Consider the following 19731-nt stretch of genomic DNA (forward strand, 5'->3'; position numbering starts at 1 on the left):
CGGACAAGGAATCGGTGCTCTCGTAACGGCTCAGATACAAGAAATGACTTGCGTCTTTTATAGATTGGCATAAAATAAAAAAGAAACGTTTTATTTTTATTTTCAGGCAGACATTGATTTCTTTACCAAATATGGAAATTTCACCCCATAAAGTGAAAGCCGGGCGCCCCAAAGCCGGCACTGAGCAAGAGCGTCATGCGCTGCTGTTGGAGCAGGCGCTGGAGATCTTTATGCTGGAAGGCGTGTCGCAAACCAGCATAGGGCGCATCGCCGCAGCTTGCGGCGTGTCTACGCGCACGATTTATGAGCGCTATGAGAATAAATACGCCTTGCTGATCGCCGCCATCAAACACATGGTTGAGAAAGATGTCTCGGCCATGGTGCAGATTGATAATTTATCGCAACAGACGCTGCAGCAGGTGCTCACCGATATAGGCCGCTTTATGCTCAAGCGCGTGCTGGAGCCACGCATGTTGTCGTTCTTTAAGATAGGCGTGGCTGAAGCCTCGCATCTGCCGGAATTATCCCGTGCCATGAAAGCGGTAGGGCCGGAGCGCATACACCAGATGCTGGCGGATATTTTCAGTTTTTACGCGGCAAAAAACCAGTTGGCCGCACAAGATTACAAACGTGCGGCGGAGTCCTTTTGCGAGTTGCTGATCGCCGCGCCGCGCCTGAAGGCGCTATTCGGTGTACTGGAGCCGGACTGGGATGCAGAAGTGCACCTGGCTTTTGTGGTGAATTTATTTTTGCATGGATTGCAGGGAATGGAGCCAGGCTATGCAGTTGAGTAAACATAGTCTCTGGCTGCTGCTGACCTGGCTGCTGCTGATCTTGCCGCTGGCAAGTTGCTCGGTGATAGATGAGTACATACGCCCTAACCCGGTGACAGTAGAACAATGGCAGGCGCCATTGCCCCACGACGGCAATATGGTGGCATTGACCAACTGGTGGGCACAATTCAAAGACCCGGTGCTGGACCAGTTGCTGGCACAAGCGCAAAAAGAAAGCCCCACGCTGGAGACTGCGCTGGCCAATATCCGCACTGCGCGAGCCAATGTGCTGTCGGCAAGGGCGCAGGGTATCCCTGATTTAAGCAGCACCGGCAGCATGAACCGCAGCAAAGGTGGTGGCGGTGGCGGTGCTTTCCCGGCGACCACCATAGAGATCGATTCCATCTCGCTAGACGCAAGCTGGGAAGTCGATCTGTTCGGCAAGATCAAAGCCGCCAAGCAGGCTGCCAAAGCCCAGCTGGAAGCGAAAAAGATTGCCTGGCACGATGCCCGCCTGACGCTGGCGGCAGAAGTAGCCAATAACTATGTGAATTACCGTGCCTGCCAGGCTTCGGTGCAGGCCTTGCAGGGTGCTTTCAACTCGCGCAAGGAGACCGCGCGTTTGACAGGCATTTCAGCCAAGGCTGGCTTCACCGCCCCGTCTGACCTGGCGCTGGCAGAGGCAGCTACCCACGCCAGTGAGTCTACCCTGGATGGCCAGCAGGCCGAGTGCGATGGTCTGGTGAAAGCCATAGTCGAGCTGACCAACCTGCCGGAAGCAGAGTTGCGCAGTTTGCTGGCCAAGGGTAAAGGCATGCCGCAACCGGCCGTGTTCGAGGTGAATGCGCTACCGGCCAGCCTGCTGACGCGCAGGCCAGACCTGGCGATAGATGAGCGCAACCTGGCTGAAGCCAGCGCCAATGTTGGCGTAGCCAAGGCACAACTTTACCCCAGCCTGACACTGAGCGGATCTATAGGCTACCGCCGCACCAGTTTTGGTGGCGCGGTGACACGTACCGACTCCTGGTCTTATGGGCCTTCACTCAAATTGCCGATTTTTGATGGCGGAACCTTGCGCGCTGATCTGGCGGAATCGCGTGCCAATTTTGACCGCCTGATGGCGACTTATAAACAAGATGTGCGCAAGGCATTGAAAGAGGTGGAGCAGGCGCTGGTCAATCTGGACAGTGCCAACCGGCGTGCACAATCCGAACAGGCCAGTGCGCAACAATATGCGCGCTATTTCCAGGCCGCAGAGTTGAACTGGAAATCCGGCGGTATCGACCTGCTTTCGCTGGAAGATGCGCGCCGCCAGAAGATCAATGCCGAGCTCAATCTGGTCACCCAGCAAAAGAACCGGGTTTTACAGTGGATCGCACTGTATAAGGCTTTTGGTGGCGACTGGTATGAATCGCAGCAGCAGCCTAAGCAGGTACAACAGGCCGTGCCAGGCAATAAAACGACAGAAAAGGGTAAATAAACATGGCGAGAGGACTCTCAAAAAAAGCAAAATTCCTGATCATTGCCGCCGTGCTGGTAGCGGTGAGCGTATGGTTCATGCTACACCCGCTGCACCAGGCAGAGCTGGCTGAAAAACGCGGTAACCGTGCCGGTGCTAATGCCACGGCCCAGGCGGCTAAAGCCACCTTGAGCGTTGAAGCGACCAGCCCGGCCACAGTGCAATGGCCGATGACACTGGTGCTGAACGGCAGTATCTACCCCTGGCAGGAGGCGCAGGTCAGTGCCGAGATCTCCGGCCTGCGTATACAGCAGGTGCTGGTAGAGGTGGGCGCGCAGGTCAGCAAAGGCCAGCCTTTAGTGCTGCTGGCGGATGAAACAGTCAAAGCCGACTTGCAAAAGCAACTGGCGACCGTAGAAAAAGACAAAGCCGGCCTGGCCGAAGCCAAGAGCAATGCCGACCGTGCCAATGAGATCAAGGACAGTGGCGCATTATCCGCGCAGAAGATCAATGAATACGTGATCGCCCTGCAAACTGCCAGGGCCAATCTGGCCCTGTCCGAAGCCGAGCTGGAAAACCAGAGGATACGCATGCGTCAGACCAAAGTGGTGGCGCCGGATGATGGTGTGGTGTCTGAGCGCTCGGCCAACCTTGGCAATGTGGTTTCCTCAGGCACCGAACTGTTCAAATTGATACGCCAAGGCCGTATCGAATGGCGCGGCGAAGTGAATGCTGACCAGCAGGCAGCCTTGCACACCGGGCAAACCGTCAGTCTGACGCTGCCGGGCGGCAAAAGCGTCGCCGGAAAAGTGCGCCTGATCTCGCCGGTGGTGGATAACAACACGCGTAATGCGCTGGTGTATGTCGATATCCCTAAAAACAGCGCCAAACCCGGCATGTATGTGCAGGGCAAGATAGATATAGGCCAGCAGCGTGGCCTGTCTGTGCCGCTCAGTGCCGTCACTTACCGCGATGGTTTTGCCTATGTGTTTGTGCTGGGCGCCAGCAATGCAGAGGGCATGAGCCGCATCACCCAGCGCAAAGTGCAGACCGGCCGCACGTTTGAAGAGCAGATAGAACTGTTGAGTGGGGTTGAAGCCGGCACCCGGCTGGTGCTCAGCGGTGGCGCTTTCCTCAATGATGGCGATACCGTAAAAGTCATCACCACCGGCAAAAGCGGAGCTTAATTAATGAATTTTTCGGCCTGGTCCATCCGTAATCCGGTTCCGGCTATCCTGCTGTTTGTGGTGCTGACCTTTCTCGGGGTCCGGTCGCTCAACCAGTTAGGCAAGCAGAACTTCCCCGATATAGAACTGCCGGTGATCATGGTCAGCGCCACACTGGAAGGCGCGGCGCCACCGCAGCTGGAAACCGAGGTGGCACGCAAACTGGAAGACAAGATCGCCACCATAGGCGGCATTGAGCATATGTCCAGCGTTATCACCGATGGTGGCGTCAGCATCAGCGTGCAATTCACCATAGATACCAATAGTGAAGAAGCGCTCAACCTGGTGCGCAATGCGGTAGACAGCGCCCGTTCGGAGCTGCCGGCGGCAGTGACCACGCCTACCGTCTCCAAACTGACCACCACCGGCAGCGCCATTCTCACCTATGTGGTTTCGGCCGATAACATGGATGAGGGCGAGTTGTCATGGTTTGTAGACAACGAGATCAGCAAGGCCATGCTGTCGGTGACCGGCGTTGGCAAGATCAGCCGTACCGGCGGCGTAGACCGCGAAGTGCAGGTCAATCTTGACCCTACCCTGATGTCGGGGCTGGGGGTGAATGTCAGCGATGTGTCGGCCCAGCTCAAGCGCGTGCAGCAGGACGCCTCGGGTGGCCGCGGCGATATCGGTGACAATATCCAGTCAGTACGCACACTGGGCGCGCTGCATAGCGCGGATGAAGTCCGCAATATGGATATTCCTATCAGTGATGGCCGCCATATCAAGCTGTCACAAGTGGCCCAGGTGCTGGACACTTATGCCGAGCGCAGCACCTATGCCAGCTACGATGACAAAGAAGTCATACGCTTTGAAATCACGCGCAGCAAAGGCACCAGTGAAGTCACGGTCGCCAAACATGTGCGCGAGGCACTGGCCAAATTCGAGCAACTGCATCCGCAGGTCAAGATCGTCGAAGCCTTTAATATGGTCAAGCCGGTGGAGGATAACTACAAGGGCTCCATGCAACTGCTGTATGAAGGCGCGCTGTTGGCGGTGCTGGTGGTGTGGTGGTTTTTGCGCGACTGGCGCGCGACCATCATCGCCTCGGTGGCTTTGCCGCTGTCTATGATCCCCACCTTTGCCTTTATGCAGTATTTCGGCTTTTCGCTCAACCTGCTGACCCTGCTGGCGCTGGCGCTGGTGGTCGGTATACTGGTCGATGACGCCATCGTCGAGATAGAGAATATAGTGCGCCATCTGCGCATGGGCAAAACGCCGTACCAGGCGGCGATGGAAGCCGCCGACGAGATCGGTTTCGCCGTGATAGCCACTACATTTACGCTGGTGGCCATCTTTCTGCCGACTGCGTTTATGGGCGGCATACCCGGCAAGTTTTTCAAACAGTTCGGTATCACGGCTGCCATCGCCATCACCTGCTCACTGATAGTGGCGCGCTTGCTGACACCCATGATGTCGGCCTACCTGCTCAAACCGCATCCGGTCAAAGAAGAGCAGACTTCAACCACCATGCGCGTGTACCTGCGCTGGGTAGCCTGGTGCCTGGGGCACCGTAAAACCGTAGTGCTGGGCTTTGTACTGTTTATCGTCGGCTCCATGAGCCTGATGCCCCTGCTGCCCAAAGGCTTTGTGCCTTCATCCGACAGCAGCCAGACCAAGGTCAATATAGAGTTACAGCCAGGCACGCCATTGGCGCAAACGCGTAGACTGGTCGATGAGGCTGAACGTATCGTCAGGCAACACCCGGAAGTGAAAGCCGTGTTTAGCGCGGCAGGGGCAGCCAGCACTGGCGGTGGCGGCCCACACGCCGCCGAAAGTACGACCGATGTGCGCAAAGGCAGCCTGATCATCAGCCTGACCGAGCGTAGCGAGCGCAAACTGAAACAATCAGAGATAGAGGCAGATCTGCGCGAGCGTCTGAAAAGCCTGCCCGGCGCACGCGTCTCGGTCGGCTCCGGCGAGTCTGGTGAGCGCCTGCAAGTCACGCTGGCCAGCGATGACCCGGTGGCACTGCTAAGTGCCAGCCAGCAAGTGGCGCAGCAGTTGCGCACCATCAACGGCCTGGGCAATATCACCTCCAGCGCCAGCCTGCAACGGCCAGAAGTGCAGATCATCCCCGACGTGGATAAAGCGGCCGAACTGGGCGTCACTGTAGAAGCGATCGCGCAGGTGATACGCGTCGCCACCTCGGGCGATTTCTCCAACAGCATGCCCAAGCTCAACCTGCCGCAACGCCAGGTGCCCATACGTGTGCGCCTGGGCCCCAGCGTGCGCAGCAGCCTGCAGGAGATCGCACAGCTGCGGGTGCCTGCCCGCAACGGCAGCGTCAGCCTGGAAACCGTCGCCACCGTGCGCATGGGTAGCGGGCCGCAGCAGATAGACCGCATGGACCGCATGCGCAACGTCACCTTTGATATAGAGCTGAATAAACGCCAGATAGGCGAAGTCATGCGCGAAGTGCAACAGCTATCCGCCATGCAGAACTTGCCACCCAGCGTCAAGCAGCTGGAAGCCGGCGATGCCAAACGCATGAATGAACTGTTCAGCAGCTTTGGTGGCGCCATGGTCATAGGCATCATGTGCATCTATGTGGTGCTGGTGCTGTTGTTCGGCGACTTCCTGCAACCGGTGACTATCCTGGGCGCATTGCCGTTATCGCTGGGCGGCGCATTTTTTGCGTTGCTGGTGACGCATAACAGTTTCTCCATGCCTAGCGTGATCGGCCTGCTGATGCTAATGGGGGTAGTGACCAAAAACTCTATTCTGCTGGTGGAATACACCATCATGGCGCGTAAGCAATCCAAAATCAGCCGTTTTGACGCGATTATTGATGGTTGCCATAAACGCGCACGACCTATCGTGATGACCACCATCGCCATGGCGGCGGGCATGATGCCTATCGCCTTGGGCTGGAGTGCAGACCCGAGCTTTAGGGCACCTATGGCGATCACGGTGATAGGTGGCTTGATCACTTCAACGGTGTTGAGCCTGTTGGTGATTCCGGTGTTGTATACCTATGTGGATGATTTGTTGGGGTGGTTGCGGGGAGTGGGGAGATTGGCTAGGAGGCATGCCTAGGTGGGGTGTTGGGTTGGTAGGGCGCGGTAGGGTGTTTAAGTTTAGCGCGAATTAATGGAAGCGCTAATCGGTATTTCTTTGGATGATTGGAAGGCCGCTTTTCGTAGGTAGGGGGCTGCTAGTGCTTCTCTGTTGGACGGGTGCTTTTCGCCACTAGGCGAGTTACTTTTCTTTGCTTGCCCAAAGAAAATGTAACCAAAAGAAAGGGCACCCTAGCATCCGCTTTTTCCCTGCGTTGCTCGTCAGCGTGGGCGTCCAACGAAACTCGCCCTAGCGGCTTGCACACTGCGCAAGCCACCGCGGAACTCGAACAGACGCTGGCCGACCCCTCCCACGCTGACTGCGCTACTCGGCGCGTCAGATAGGGGACCCGGAAAGACACTACGCGGTTAGTGAGATGGGTATTTCTCGCATCGTTTCCCGCTCGACCAGCGCAAAATAACCAAAGAAAATCAAAAGCAAAGCAGAAAGATAGTTGGCGGGTTGGTCTTTTACACAATTGCTAAGCGCCCATAATCCGCAACTGTTTAACTAACGTTTTAACGTGGTGGTGTTGACTTTGGGCCCCTATCTGACGCGCCGAGTAGCGGAGTCAAAATAAGGAGGAAGGGAGCGACTGTCTGAGTTCCGCAACAAGCCACGGGGTGTGTGGCTTGTCAGGGCGAGTTTCGCGAGCGCTTATGCCTAAGTCCGGCAAAGCAACGGACGAAAGTCCTAAATTGAGCAACGCAGGAAACAAGCGGATGCTAGGGTGCATTTCTTTTGGTTACGTTTTCTTTGGGCAAGCAAAGAAAAGTAACTCGCCTAGAGGCGAAAGAAAACGCTAAAACAGAACACAGAACTTCCAAAGAAATATCGATTAGAACTTCACAGAAAATGCCTCACTCACTCTGCGGAATCAGCCAGTTTTAGCAAGCAAGAAAAGTAACGAGAAAAGGAGCACTATAAAAACGTGGTGAAAAAACGTAGATTACAGCAACGTAGATTGCAAAAATCTACCTAACCCTCAAGTGCACATTCCACCCGCTCCGCTACCACCCTCTGCAATTGATCCCTAAGATCCTTGCTCAGTGCCTGCACTTCGGAATCCCTTACTGGCGCTGCCCAGTGACTATCCGGAAAGTGCTTGTCACTCTCGAATCGTGGAATCACATGCCAATGCACATGTGGTGTCTTATTGCCTAAACTGGCCAGGTTGATCTTGTCCGGCTGTATGGTTTCCCGCAGTGCTGCCTCTACCGCAAACACCACGCGCATAGTGCGTGCGCGGTCTGCCGGGGGCAGGTCGGTCATTTCTTTGATATGCGCTGCTAATTCAACCCGGCAGTAGGCCGGGTAATCTGCATCATTGAGTAACACTACGCGGCAGAAGTCATCCTGCCACAGGATATCCTGTGGCGATGGCTCACACAGCGCACAGCTGGACATCAGGAGACCGCCAGCATTCTGTCCAGCGACAATTTAGCCAGTTTGGCTTCATGTTCCGGTACTTTGATCTGATTGACGACATTACCTTCTGCCAGATTTTCCAGGCACCAGGCCAGGTGTTGCGGGTCGATACGGGCCATGGTCGAGCATTCGCAGACGACGTGGCTCATGAACTGCACCAGTTTGTTCTGCGGTTTCATCTCTTCGGCCAGGCGGGTGACCAAATTGAGTTCGGTGCCGACCAGCCATTTAGTGCCGGGCTCGGCTTCGCTGACGGTGCGCAGTATATATTCGGTGGAGCCGACGTAGTCAGAGTTGATACACACTTCGAACGCGGTTTCAGGGTGTGAAATGACTTTGCCATCCGGGTGCTGGGCGCGGAATTGGTCGATATTCTGTTTGCGGAACATCTGGTGTACAGAGCAATGACCTTTCCACAGCAGGATCTTCGCATCCCTGATCTGCTGTTCAGTCAGGCCGCCCATCGGTAAATCAGGGTCCCACACCGGCATTTGCTCCAGCGGGATACCCATTTTGTAGCCACTCCAGCGACCCAGGTGCTGGTCGGGGAAGAACAGTATCTTTTCGCGCTGGCTAAAGCCCCATTCCAGGATCTTGGGTGCGTTGGTGCTGGTGCAGACGATGCCGCCATGCTCGCCGCAAAATGCTTTCAGGTCGGCAGCAGAGTTGATGTAGGTGACCGGGGTGATGGTCTGGTCAAAGTCCAGTACTTTGCTCAGCTCGCGGTAACTGCGTTCTACCTTGGCCAGGTTGGCCATATCCGCCATTGAACAACCGGCAGCCAGGTCGGGTAACACTACGATCTGCTCGGGGCGGCTCAGGATATCAGCCACTTCGGCCATAAAGTGCACGCCGAGGAAAACGATGTATTCGGCATCCAAGCTGTCGCAATATTTTGAGAGCTTGAGCGAGTCGCCCGAGAAATCGGCATGGCGGTACACGCTTTCATGCTGGTAGTGGTGGCCGAGTATCACCAGGCGCTTGCCCAGTTTTTTGCGTGCAGCCAGGATACGCGCCTGACAATCGTCGTCTTGCGCGGTTTGGAATTTCTCAAATTGTATGGTGGCAGTTTGCATGCTTTTCAGATGTCGGGCCCAGCCCGGCTTTCATAAAAATGGTATTTTACAGCCGATCACGATTTATCCCAATCGGATAAATCCGAATCATATAAGGTGTTTATAACACTAGATGGTGGCGCTCCCCCAGTTTTTTCAAGGCGTCTACGTTAGTCCAGCTAAATACTTTTTTGGCAGCTTGGCGCCAGTCCAGCCATTCATAACGCACATGTTCGTCCGCAGCCAGTGTCACCGCTAACCTAGTAGGCACGCATAAACCAAACAGATGCTCGGTATTTTCAACCACACCGGGCGCATAACGATGGCGCCAGTGCGGGTAGATCTGGTAAACATTGCTGGCCTGCCAGTCCTGGAAATCATAGGCCAGCGCATCTAGCCCGGTTTCTTCTCTTACTTCGCGCACGGCTGCTTGCGCCGGGGTCTCATCACCTTCTAGGCTGCCGGTGACAGATTGCCAGTAGCCGGCTTTATCGGCACGTTCCAGTAACAATATCTGCAGCTCAGGCGTGTGTATCAGGACTAGGGCGGAAACCGGGGTTTTGTAAGGCTGGGTCATGCGGACATTGTCCATGAAATGGGCGGTTATTGTCTATGCTTGTTGTCGTCACAATTGCCATGCGAAAGGCTGTTTTTTTGAAAGATTGTCGTAAGCGATAGGCGGTATTATGAACGCAAAATAACGGCTAGCTCATAAAGGGTCTCTTCAATGCTGTGGCGTCAATCAAGGTTTGTTTGCTGTGTGTTGCTAGCGGTGTGGATGCTACCTGTTTATGCAGAGAATGCCGCCGCCCCCGATTTACAAACTATCCCGCTAAATCATCTGACGCTGCCACAGGCCGAGCAGCTGTTTGCCGGCTATAGCCGCGAGTTGCTGGCCGCCAGACGCTCGCTGCAATCCGCCGAGGCAGATACCCTGATCGCCGGCCAGCGTCCCAACCCGGTGTTGTCTGTCGGTGTTTCCAGCCTTAACCTCAACCGTGGCCAGGGTAATAACAACCAGAATGGTAACAACGGCCTCTGGGACAAAACCTATAACTCCACGCTACAAGTCAGCCAGCTATACGAACGCGGCAATAAACGCGAGTTGCGCACTTCGGTCGCTGAGAGTGCGGTCAAAGCGTCTGAATTCGATTTGAAAGAGACGTATCGCAAGCAGGCGCTGGCCATGGCAACCGCTTATTATGACCTCAAGCTGGCGCAAGAGACGGTGGAGGTCCAGCAACTGAATGTAGACTTGTATGACAAGACCCTGCAGGCGGCCGAGTTTAGACTCAAGGCCGGCGATGTCGCTTCGGCTGATGTGGCGCGCATACGCGTAGATGCCTTGCGCGGCAAGAATGACTTGCGCCAGGCGCAGGCGGGCCTGCAGAAAGCCCAGGCGCTGCTGGCATATCTGATCGGTAGGGATCAGGATGCGGCCGCGCTGTATGTGGCCGACCCATGGCCTACGCCAGGTGCGGAATCCGCCGTGCATGAGGGCGACAGCTGGTTGACCGAGCGTTCAGATATCAGGGCGGCCGAGGTGCGCATGCAGCAGGCGCAGGAGGCCAGAAAGCTGGCCGAATCGCTCAAAACCAGAGATCTGACTTGGTCACTGGCTTACCAGCATTTCCCCGGGCAAGAGCCTGGGTCCGGGCCAGACACCGTAGGTGCCACGGTGAGTATCCCATTGTTTACCAACTACCAGTATGAAGGCGAAGCGGCACGTGCCGAAGTGGATTACAACGCCGCTAACGATGCCAGAGAGCAGGTCAAGGCAGCTGCACTGGCAGAAATGCGCAGCGCCAAAGCCGACCTGGAAGCGGCCATAGATAAAAACCGCCGCTTTGACCAGAATATCTTAACTGAGGCCCAAAAGGCCTCAGACGCCGCCGAGTTCGCCTATCAGCACGGTGCCATGAGCGTGATGGACCTGCTGGATGCCAGGCGTATCCTGCGCGCCCTGCAGCTGGAAGCAGCCAGTGTCAAAGCCGATTATGCCAAGTCTCTGTTTGCCTGGCTGGCCGCCACCCATCAAGTTTTTAATACACCATGACCATGAAAACCACCCTGACCCAGATGCGTTTACCCTTAATCCTGAATGCGACCAAGCATCAATTGGCTGGCGGGCTGGTGCTGCTGGCCGGCCTGGTGTTTTCAGTCCACGCCGCACATGCTGCCGAGAAAAATGCAGCGACCGCGCGCATGGCCAACGAGATCGTGCTCACTGCCGGCTCACCACAGGTCGCAAGTTTAAAGGTAGAAGCGGTGACCGAGATCCCGGTGCCGGTGACTGAGCCGCTCAATGGCAAGATAGTGCTCGACGAGAACCGTACTGCACGCGTTTTTTCACCGGTTGCCGGCCGTGCCATGGCGATCAAGGCGCAGGTGGGTGACCAGGTCAAAGCCGGGCAGGCCTTGCTGGTGATGGATTCGCCGGATGTGGGCGGTGCCGTGGCCGACGCGCGCAAGGCACAAGTCGATCTGCAGCGTAAACAACAGGTGCTGGACCGCAACCGCATGTTGATGGAAGGCGGCGTGCTCGCCAAAAAAGAAGTCGAGACCTCGCAAGCGGATTTTTCGCTGGCGCGTGCCGAATCAGACCGCGCGACAGCGCGGCTTAGAAACCTGGGTGTTTCCACTGCCGGCAATGATAATTATGCCTTACGCTCGCCTATCAGCGGCACGGTGGTAGACCGCAAGATCAACCCGGGTAGCGAGATCAGGCCGGATGCCGCTGACCCTTTGTTTATCGTGACTGACCCTACCAATCTGTGGGCCAGTATTGATTTGCCGGAACGCGATCTAAGCCGCATCAGCCAGGGGCAGAAAGTCAGTGTGCAGGTCGATGCCTACCCGGATGAGGTGTTCAGCGGCGAGGTGAAAACCATAGGCGTGATGGTGGATACCAGCACCAGGCGTATCCCGGTGCGCTGCGTGATCGAGAGTAAAGGCAAACTCAAGCCAGAAATGTATGCGCGTATCACGCCGCTGGATAACAGCCGGCATAAGGTCATACGCCTGCCCAATAGCGCGCTGATCACCGAAGGCCTGTATAGCTACGTGTTTGTTGAAGAGCGGCCGCTGCATTTCAGAAAGCGGGCGGTCACGCTGGATGTGCAGCGCCGGGAGTATGCCACGGTCAAGCAAGGCTTGCAGGCTGGCGAACGGGTAGTCACTGGCGGCGCCATCCTGCTGAACTCCGATCTTTCGGTCAATAAATAACGTTGCCAGTCACGCCATCTTCAACCAAAGTCCGGTGCGGCATGCGCCGGTGCATTGAAAGCCAGACATGTTAAAAGGGTTAATCACTTTCTCTCTGCAACAGCGCGTGTTTCTGCTGATAGGCGCAGTGGTGCTCATGATCTTCGGCTGGTTCGCGGTGCAGAACCTGCCGATTGAATCTTTCCCCGACGTGGAAGATGTACACGTGGTGATAGTGACGCAAGCGCCTGGCATGGCGCCAGAAGAGGTCGAGCGCGTAGTCTCGCTACCGATAGAACATGGCATGAGCGGTGTGCCGGGTCTGACGCAGATACGTTCGGTTTCTATCACCGGTTTGTCGGTGGTGACGCTGACCTTTGCCGAAAACACCGCCGATTATTTCGCCAGGCAGCAGGTGCTGGAGCGTTTGCAGGGTGTGAGCCTGCCTAACGACCTGCAACCGACCCTGGCGCCGCTGACCACCGCCGTAGGCGAGATCTACCGCTACCTGGTCGAAGCACCAAAAGACATGCCGCAGCGCGAGGTACGTGCTATTCAGGACTGGAAGATCATCCCGCAGCTGCGCATGGTGCCTGGCGTGGCCGATATCACCAGTTTCGGCGGCGCGGTCAAAGAGTACCAGATCAAGCTGGACCCGCATCTGCTCAAAAAATTCGCAGTCAGCATAGACCAGGTCAACCAGGCGGTCAGCCACAACAGCAGTAATGCCGGCGGCGGCCTCATGCACAGGGGCGACGAATCACTGGTGGTGCGCGGCATAGGGCTTTATCGCAATGTGGATGATATCGCGCAGTCTGTGGTCGATACCCGCGATGGCAAGCCTATCCTGATCGGCGATCTCGGTGAAGTCACCGTTGGCGACCGGCCGCGCTCCGGCATAGTGTCATTCAACCAGCAGGACGACATCATTGAAGGCATCATCCTGATGACCAAGGGCCAGAATGCGGCCAAAGTGATTGCCGCCCTGCGTGACAAGGTGGAACAGGTCAACCAGACCCTGCCAGCCGGGGTAAAGATAGTACCGTTTTATGACCGTACCGGGCTGGTGGACCACACTGTGCATACCGTTTCAGAAAACCTGATCGTAGGCGCGCTGCTGGTGGTCGCCATTTTGATCATCTTCTTGCGTAACTGGCGCGCGGCTCTGATCGTCGCTTCGGTGATCCCCTTATCGTTATTGTTTGCGTTTATCGTGATGGATATCCGCGGGGTGTCTGCCAACCTGATCTCGCTGGGCGCGGTCGATTTCGGCATCATCATAGACAGCGCGGTGGTGCTGGTAGAGGCGCTGATGGTGCGACTGGCGGTGGCAGAAACTGACAATAATCCGGCACATTCCGGCCTGGCATGGCGCATGCAGACCCTGAAAAATACCGCGATCGATATGGGTCACCCTATCTTGTTTTCCAAAGCCATCATCATCACCGCTTTCCTGCCTATCTTCACTTTCCAGCGTGTGGAAGGCAAGATCTTCTCACCCATGGCCTTTACCCTGAGCTTTGCCCTGCTCGGTGCTATTTTGCTGACCCTGACCCTGGTGCCCGCCTTGCTCTCCTACACCATGAAACGTGAGGACATGGCAGAAAAACATAGTGCCTGGATGCAGAATATCCAGGACGCCTACCGCAAAGTATTGCTCAAAAGCGCCAGCGCCAGAAAGCTGGTGGTGCTGCTGTCAGTGGCGGTACTGGTGCTGGCGATGTTGTGCGCGCCCATGCTGGGTTCAGAATTCTTGCCCAAACTCGATGAAGGCAATATCTGGCTGACGGTGGACCTACCTCCCTCTGCCAGTCTGGAAAAAACCAAGGAAGTCGAACGCCATATACGCCATATCCTCAACAGTTACCAGGAAGTCAGGCTGGTGGTGGCGCACGTCGGGCGCCCGGATGATGGCACCGACCCCAAAGGGCCATATCATATGGAGATCCTGGCCGACCTCAAGCCGCATAGCGAATGGCATTTCGCCGATAAAGAAAGCCTGATCAAGGATATTTCACGGCGTATCCATGAAATTCCCGGCGTTCCGACCAATTTCTCGCAGGTGATACAAGACAGTGTTGAAGAGGCCTTGTCCGGTGTTAAAGGCGAGATCGCGGTCAAGATCTTTGGCCGTGACCTGAGCATACTCGAGCAAAAGGCGGCAGAAGTAGTGGATGCCATCAATAGTGTGCGCGGTGCCACCGACGTGGCGGCGGTGAGGATCTCCGGTAACTCTGAGCTGGATATCACTTTAAACCGCAGTCAGCTGGCCCGCTATGGCCTGTTGGTCGATGATGTCAACAACACGGTACAGACCGCACTGGCCGGCAATGCCGCCAATACCTTTTATGATGGCGACCGCCATTTTGATGTCACCTTGCGCCTGGAAAGATCTTATCGCGACTCGGTGGATGATATTGATGAGCTGCCGATCGCGCTGCCAAATGGCGCCGGCAGCATACCGCTCAGCGAAGTGGCCGAAGTCACCATCAAGCAGGGCGCCTCGCGCGTCAGTCGCGAAGCAGGTTCGCGCATAGTGTCTATCAAGGCCAATATCACCGACCGCGACCAGGGCAGCTTTGTGCAGGAAGCCATGCAGACAGTCAAAGAGCGTGTCAAATTGCCGCCTGGTTACAGCATGACCTGGGGCGGACAATTTGAAAACCAGCAGCGCGCGATGAAGCGCCTGATGGTGATAGTGCCGCTGTCTGTGTTATTGATCTTTGTGCTGCTGTTCTGGGCATTCAAGTCGGTGAAAAACGCTTTGCTGGTGTTGCTGATGATCCCGTTCGCGCTGGTGGGTGGTTTGGCCGGGCTGGCGGTGGCCGGGCTTCATCTATCAGTTTCTGCCGCGGTAGGCTTTATCGCACTGGCCGGTATCTCGGTGCAGAACGGGGTGATCATGGTCGAGCAGATGAAGCATTTGATGCGCGAAGGCAAACCTGCCAGCGTAGCGGTGATAGAAGGCGCGGTGGCACGCTTGCGCCCTATCCTGATGACCGCACTGATGGCGGGCATAGGCCTGATGCCGGCTGCACTGTCGCATGGCATAGGGTCTGAAACGCAACGGCCATTCGCCGTCGTGATCGTCGGTGGCCTGATCACAGCCACGCTGTTCACGCTGTTACTGCTGCCTTTATTGTTCCCCATGTTCACTGACGAACGCCGCCGTAAAGCTTAAACAAGCCGCCGGTTTGGTTTTGTTAAACCAAACTGGTGGTTTAAAACAGCCGCTGCTTGGGCGCTGATTTTTTGATTCCCTGAATTTGTTATAAAAATCAATTGCTTGCGACTTTAGTCAGCCTGGCATGTTAAGTGCTATATGATTTATATATTATTTAATCGCAGGTTGATATCAGTGCCGTAGTCATCTCAAGAATAACGTTGTGATTGAGAAATTGCATAACAACAATGAGCAATGTTTACCCTAACTATCCTTTCCCGAGGATATTGCTTGAGCCCAGACCTTAGTGTTTGGGTTTTTTTTTGCCTGTCACGCTGAGAGTAGCGCACTGAAGCGCATCAAAACCTGGTGCAAGCGGTAGCAGCAGTTATGACTGCTTAAGGGCTGGTGGGGCTTTGCTGGCGTTTTTCAGCGTTGACCAGGTTCTTAGGCAGCTGGAACACCACATTCTCAACCACACCCTGCAGTTCTTCGACATGGGCTGCACCCATGGCATGCAAGGCCTGGATCACTTCCTTGACCAGCACCTCAGGCGCCGAAGCGCCGGCTGAGATCCCTATTTTTGTTTTGCCTGTTAACCATTCCGGCTGCAGCAGGCTGGCGTTATCCACCATATAGGCTTCCACGCCCTGGTTTTTGGCTACTTCACGCAAGCGGTTGGAGTTGGAGCTGTTAGGCGAGCCGACGATGATCACCAGGTCGCAATCCCTGGCCATGATCTTCACTGCATCCTGGCGGTTTTGCGTGGCATAGCAGATATCATCGCTTTTAGGCGCCTTGATATTCGGAAAACGGGTCTTTAATGCGTTGATCACTTGCGTGGCATCGTCAACCGATAGCGTGGTCTGGGTGACAAAAGCCAGTTTCTCCGGGTCAGCCACTTGCAGGGCGGTCACGTCTTCCGGCGTTTCTACCAGGTACATGCCGCCGGCTTCGGATTGACCCATGGTGCCTTCGACTTCCGGGTGGCCTTTATGGCCTATCATGATGATCTCCAGGCCTTCTTTACGCATTTTGGCGACTTCGATATGCACCTTGGTCACCAACGGGCAGGTCGCATCAAAAGCGGTCAGTCCACGTGACTCTGCCTCTGCGCGCACCGCTTTGGAAACGCCATGCGCACTGAAAATAACGATATTGCCTGCCGGAATCTTTTCCAGTTCATCGACAAAGATGGCGCCTTTTTCGCGCAGTTGGCCGACCACGAATTTGTTATGCACCACTTCGTTGCGCACATAGATAGGTGCGCCGAATTTTTCCAGCGCCTGTTCGACAATAATGATGGCGCGGTCTACCCCGGCGCAGAATCCGCGCGGGTTGGCGAGGACGATATTCGGTGAGTCATTTGTTTGCATAAATCAATTCCGTATAGGAGGTTGCTGCATTTGTGCCAGTGTATGCCAAGGTCTAGCATGCATCAGGTATAATCGGCGTTTTGTTGCCAGTTACCCGCCAAAAGTTATGAAAAACACTGCTACTTTGCTGATTACCTGCCCGGATACCAAAGGGATTGTGGCGGCGATTGCGCAATTTTTGTATGAGCACAATGCCAATATTTTACACGCAGACCAGCATCAGGATGCGGAAAATAATCTGTTTTTAATGCGCGTCGAGTGGGACCTCAGTGATTTTAACGTCGCGGTGGCTGATTTTGAGCAGGCATTTGGCCCGGTTGCGCAGCGCTTTGCCATGACCTGGCAATTGAAACTTTCCGAGCAAAAAACGCGTATGGCCATCATGGTCTCGCAATATGACCATTGCCTGGCAGACTTGCTGCACAGACATCATAGCGGTGAGCTGGCCTGTGAGATCCCGCTCATCATCAGTAATCACAGAGACACGGAAAAGCTGGCAGCGTTCTATGGCATAGATTTCCATTATCTGCCCATGACCAAGGAAACCAAGTCTGAGGTCGAAGCGCAACAATTCGCACTGTTCGATCGCTACCAGATCGATCTGATCGTGCTGGCGCGTTACATGCAGATATTGTCACCGGAGTTTGTGGCCAGGTACCCGCAAAGAATCATCAATATCCACCATTCTTTCCTGCCGGCATTCATAGGCGCGCGCCCATACCACAGGGCATTCGAGCGTGGCGTGAAACTGATAGGCGCCACCAGCCACTACGTCACCGAGGTGCTGGATGAAGGGCCTATCATTGAGCAGGACCTGGCGCGCATCTCGCACCGCGACCAGGTGGAAGACCTGATCCAGAAGGGGCGTGACCTGGAGCGTATCGTATTGTCTAAAGCGGTGCGCTGGCATATAGAGCACCGTATTTTGCTCTATGCGAACAAGACGGTGATCTTTGACTAGATAAGCATCTACCGGCAATAAAAAACCGAAGCTTCAGGCTTCGGTTTTTTATTGGGCATGCTAGCCGTAGTGCTAAGGTAGGGTGCGTTCCAGTTTAAACAGGTCGGCGATCTGCTCACGTTCGCGTATCACATGGACCTGGTCACCATCGACCAGCAGCTCTGCCGCGCGTGCACGCGTGTTGTAGTTGCTGGACATGCTCATGCCATAGGCCCCGGCGGAGTGTATCGCCAGATAGTCACCTTCGGCTATCGCCAGCTGGCGGTCATGGCCGAGAAAATCACCGCTTTCGCAGACCGGGCCTACCACTTCATAGATCTGTGCCTGGGCTGCAGAGGCGGCAATGGTGGTGATGTTGTGGTAGGCATCATAGAGCGCCGGGCGCATCAGGTCGTTCATGGCGGCATCGACAATGGCAAAATTCTTGCTCTCGCCAGGTTTTAAGTACTCAACTTTGGTCAGCAATATGCCGGCATTGCCAACCAGGGCGCGGCCAGGCTCGAACAGCACTTTCACGCCACGGCCTGCCAGTTTTTGCATGATGGCTGCGGTATAAGTAGCAAAATCGGGCGGGGTCTCGTCGCTGTAGGTGATGCCTACGCCGCCACCGACATCGATGTGCTGGATATGGATATTGCGTTGCGCCAGGGCATCCACCAGGCCCAGCACTTTATCCAGCGCATCTAGAAAAGGCGATAACTCGGTGATCTGCGAGCCTATGTGGCAATCGACGCCATGCACGGCGATATTCGGCATCTGGGCAGCTTGCTGGTACAGGTCCAGCGCATCTTCAAACGCGACACCGAATTTGTTGTTTTTGAGGCCGGTGGAAATATAGGGGTGGGTCTTGGCATCTACATTCGGGTTCACGCGCAATGAAACCGGGGCGATGCTGCCGGTTTCGGCGGCCACTTGCTGAATGCGGTGTAATTCGTTGATCGATTCCACGTTAAAGCAAAGGATGCCGGCTTGCAATGCAGCGCGGATCTCGCTGTGTGATTTGCCCACGCCGGAAAACACCACTTTTTTCGGGTCACCGCCGGCAGCGATCACGCGTGCCAGCTCTCCGCCGGAGACTATGTCAAAGCCGGCGCCCAGACGGGCGAACAGGTTGAGTATGGCCAGGCTGGGATTGGCTTTCACAGCAAAACAGATCAGGTGATCATGCCCCAGCAACCCGGCCTGAAAACGCTGGAATGTGTCGGTCAGCGCGCTTCTGGAGTAAACGTAGGTTGGGGTCTGGTGTTGTGCGGCGATATCACGCAAGGCTACATTTTCGGCATGTAGCAGGCCATGTTGGGTATTGAAAGCAGTCACTGGGCAGGGGTTTTTGGTTGAGGTTGAGGGTACTGGCGTTCGGGGATATATAAATCACCCTTGAGCCCGCACGCGCTTAATTGAGCCAGTAACAGGCTTAGCGCTAATAGTCGCGTCCAGAAGGAAAGCATAATCCACAGTCCGATTTAAACAGAGCTGTATTTTATCACTAAACCGCAGGCGCTTGATGGCGTGCGTGGCTGACCGCTTGTCGGCTGAATATTGCCGCTGGTCAGCCGGTGCTGGACATGCGTCTGTACAGTTCGCATGATGGGCGCATCGTAAAAAAGGTGTCTATATGATGCGCAGCTCAATGCAACACGGGTTCAGCCTGGTCGAAGTCATGGTAGTGGTCGCCATTTTGGGCATCTTGGCCAGCATTGCCGTCCCTGGCTATCAGGATTACATCAAAAATGGCAATTCGGTGGAAGCGCCGTCCAACCTGGCCAATTGCCGGGTACTGGCAGAGCAGTTTTACCAGGATAATTACACTTATGTCGGTTTTACCTGTAATCCGGCGGATACCAAATTCTTTGATTACTCGATAGACAACCAGACCGCGACCACCTATACCCTGAAAGCTACTGGGAAATCTGCCCAGAACATGGGAAATTTCGAGTTCACCGTCAATCAGGATAACGCCAAGACCTCAAAATACGATGGTACGACTGGCAGCTCGTGCTGGTTAACCACTTCTGGAGGTAGTTGCTAG

The 19731-nt window shown here is 55.4% G+C and carries 15 protein-coding genes; 9 read left to right on the top strand and 6 right to left on the bottom strand.

Features of this window, described 5'->3' with window-relative positions; all coding sequences use genetic code 11:
* Positions 1-131: 131 nt before the first annotated feature.
* From ACFQ1Z_RS13550 to ACFQ1Z_RS13565, 4 genes are read left to right on the top strand one after another with little or no spacing between them, the layout of a single operon-like run.
* Positions 132-794, top strand: coding sequence for a TetR/AcrR family transcriptional regulator (locus ACFQ1Z_RS13550; RefSeq protein ID WP_379058574.1), 663 nt, complete (start codon positions 132-134; stop codon positions 792-794).
* Entirely contained in the window at positions 781-2253 is a 1473-nt protein-coding gene (locus tag ACFQ1Z_RS13555; protein ID WP_379058577.1) for an efflux transporter outer membrane subunit, read from the top strand. The genes ACFQ1Z_RS13550 and ACFQ1Z_RS13555 overlap by 14 nt, the downstream gene beginning before the upstream one ends.
* A 2-nt stretch (positions 2254-2255) precedes the next feature.
* Positions 2256-3419 carry an efflux RND transporter periplasmic adaptor subunit gene (locus ACFQ1Z_RS13560; protein ID WP_379058579.1) on the top strand — a complete coding sequence of 388 codons (1164 nt, stop codon included), beginning with the start codon at positions 2256-2258 and terminating at the stop codon, positions 3417-3419.
* 3 nt (positions 3420-3422) lie between these two features.
* Positions 3423-6494 (top strand): efflux RND transporter permease subunit, encoded by a 3072-nt coding sequence (locus ACFQ1Z_RS13565; RefSeq protein WP_379058582.1) that lies wholly within the window; start codon positions 3423-3425, stop codon positions 6492-6494.
* A gap of 999 nt (positions 6495-7493) precedes the next feature.
* Here the strand turns inward: ACFQ1Z_RS13565 and ACFQ1Z_RS13570 are convergent.
* The 3 genes from ACFQ1Z_RS13570 to nudB form a co-directional block, all read right to left on the bottom strand.
* Positions 7494-7922, bottom strand: coding sequence for an HIT family protein (locus ACFQ1Z_RS13570; RefSeq protein WP_379058584.1), 429 nt, complete (start codon positions 7920-7922; stop codon positions 7494-7496).
* Complete coding sequence (nadA, locus tag ACFQ1Z_RS13575) at positions 7922-9019, bottom strand: quinolinate synthase NadA (RefSeq protein WP_379058586.1); 1098 nt, start codon at positions 9017-9019, stop codon at positions 7922-7924. Before nadA ends, ACFQ1Z_RS13570 begins: the two co-directional genes overlap by 1 nt.
* 100 nt (positions 9020-9119) lie before the next feature.
* On the bottom strand, positions 9120-9575 hold the full coding sequence (gene nudB, locus ACFQ1Z_RS13580) for a dihydroneopterin triphosphate diphosphatase (protein ID WP_379058920.1): 456 nt from the start codon (positions 9573-9575) through the stop codon (positions 9120-9122).
* Positions 9576-9776: 201 nt separating this feature from the next.
* Here nudB and ACFQ1Z_RS13585 point away from each other — a divergent pair, with 201 nt between their 5' ends.
* The 3 genes from ACFQ1Z_RS13585 to ACFQ1Z_RS13595 all read left to right on the top strand — a co-directional run bounded on the left by ACFQ1Z_RS13585 (position 9777) and on the right by ACFQ1Z_RS13595 (position 15383).
* Positions 9777-11054, top strand: coding sequence for a TolC family protein (locus ACFQ1Z_RS13585; RefSeq protein WP_379058588.1), 1278 nt, complete (start codon positions 9777-9779; stop codon positions 11052-11054).
* A complete protein-coding gene (locus tag ACFQ1Z_RS13590) occupies positions 11051-12223 on the top strand; it encodes an efflux RND transporter periplasmic adaptor subunit (RefSeq protein WP_379058590.1) in 1173 nt (390 codons plus the stop codon). Before ACFQ1Z_RS13585 ends, ACFQ1Z_RS13590 begins: the two co-directional genes overlap by 4 nt.
* Before the next feature lie 67 nt (positions 12224-12290).
* Positions 12291-15383 (top strand): efflux RND transporter permease subunit, encoded by a 3093-nt coding sequence (locus ACFQ1Z_RS13595; RefSeq protein ID WP_379058593.1) that lies wholly within the window; start codon positions 12291-12293, stop codon positions 15381-15383.
* 380 nt (positions 15384-15763) lie between these two features.
* On the opposite strand, the gene ispH is transcribed toward ACFQ1Z_RS13595, so the two are convergent.
* Positions 15764-16741 carry a 4-hydroxy-3-methylbut-2-enyl diphosphate reductase gene (ispH, locus tag ACFQ1Z_RS13600; RefSeq protein ID WP_379058596.1) on the bottom strand — a complete coding sequence of 326 codons (978 nt, stop codon included), beginning with the start codon at positions 16739-16741 and terminating at the stop codon, positions 15764-15766.
* A gap of 106 nt (positions 16742-16847) precedes the next feature.
* Here ispH and purU point away from each other — a divergent pair, with 106 nt between their 5' ends.
* Positions 16848-17702, top strand: a complete 855-nt coding sequence (gene purU / locus ACFQ1Z_RS13605; RefSeq protein WP_379058599.1) for a formyltetrahydrofolate deformylase — start codon at positions 16848-16850, stop codon at positions 17700-17702.
* Positions 17703-17774: 72 nt separating this feature from the next.
* Here purU and lysA read toward each other — a convergent pair whose 3' ends face one another.
* Both lysA and lptM read right to left on the bottom strand, forming a co-directional pair.
* Complete coding sequence (gene lysA, locus ACFQ1Z_RS13610; protein WP_379058601.1) at positions 17775-19019, bottom strand: diaminopimelate decarboxylase; 1245 nt, start codon at positions 19017-19019, stop codon at positions 17775-17777.
* Entirely contained in the window at positions 19016-19150 is a 135-nt protein-coding gene (gene lptM, locus ACFQ1Z_RS13615; RefSeq protein ID WP_379058604.1) for an LPS translocon maturation chaperone LptM, read from the bottom strand. The genes lysA and lptM overlap by 4 nt, the downstream gene beginning before the upstream one ends.
* 167 nt (positions 19151-19317) lie before the next feature.
* On the opposite strand from lptM, the gene ACFQ1Z_RS13620 reads away from it, so the two are divergent.
* Positions 19318-19731, top strand: coding sequence for a type IV pilin protein (locus ACFQ1Z_RS13620; protein WP_379058606.1), 414 nt, complete (start codon positions 19318-19320; stop codon positions 19729-19731).

It is taken from the genome of Methylophilus luteus (genome assembly GCF_042676265.1).
Taxonomy (GTDB): Bacteria; Pseudomonadota; Gammaproteobacteria; order Burkholderiales; family Methylophilaceae; genus Methylophilus; species Methylophilus luteus.

Bases quoted from the DNA above. Each gene is read 5' to 3' on its own strand.
- ACFQ1Z_RS13550 (WP_379058574.1), top strand. From the start codon at position 132: ATGGAAATTTCACCCCATAAAGTGAAAGCCGGGCGCCCCAAAGCCGGC.
- ACFQ1Z_RS13555 (WP_379058577.1), top strand. From the start codon at position 781: ATGCAGTTGAGTAAACATAGTCTCTGGCTGCTGCTGACCTGGCTGCTG.
- ACFQ1Z_RS13560 (WP_379058579.1), top strand. From the start codon at position 2,256: ATGGCGAGAGGACTCTCAAAAAAAGCAAAATTCCTGATCATTGCCGCC.
- ACFQ1Z_RS13565 (WP_379058582.1), top strand. From the start codon at position 3,423: ATGAATTTTTCGGCCTGGTCCATCCGTAATCCGGTTCCGGCTATCCTG.
- ACFQ1Z_RS13570 (WP_379058584.1), bottom strand. From the start codon at position 7,922: ATGTCCAGCTGTGCGCTGTGTGAGCCATCGCCACAGGATATCCTGTGG.
- nadA (WP_379058586.1), bottom strand. From the start codon at position 9,019: ATGCAAACTGCCACCATACAATTTGAGAAATTCCAAACCGCGCAAGAC.
- nudB (WP_379058920.1), bottom strand. From the start codon at position 9,575: ATGACCCAGCCTTACAAAACCCCGGTTTCCGCCCTAGTCCTGATACAC.
- ACFQ1Z_RS13585 (WP_379058588.1), top strand. From the start codon at position 9,777: ATGCTACCTGTTTATGCAGAGAATGCCGCCGCCCCCGATTTACAAACT.
- ACFQ1Z_RS13590 (WP_379058590.1), top strand. From the start codon at position 11,051: ATGACCATGAAAACCACCCTGACCCAGATGCGTTTACCCTTAATCCTG.
- ACFQ1Z_RS13595 (WP_379058593.1), top strand. From the start codon at position 12,291: ATGTTAAAAGGGTTAATCACTTTCTCTCTGCAACAGCGCGTGTTTCTG.
- ispH (WP_379058596.1), bottom strand. From the start codon at position 16,741: ATGCAAACAAATGACTCACCGAATATCGTCCTCGCCAACCCGCGCGGA.
- purU (WP_379058599.1), top strand. From the start codon at position 16,848: ATGAAAAACACTGCTACTTTGCTGATTACCTGCCCGGATACCAAAGGG.
- lptM (WP_379058604.1), bottom strand. From the start codon at position 19,150: ATGCTTTCCTTCTGGACGCGACTATTAGCGCTAAGCCTGTTACTGGCT.
- ACFQ1Z_RS13620 (WP_379058606.1), top strand. From the start codon at position 19,318: ATGATGCGCAGCTCAATGCAACACGGGTTCAGCCTGGTCGAAGTCATG.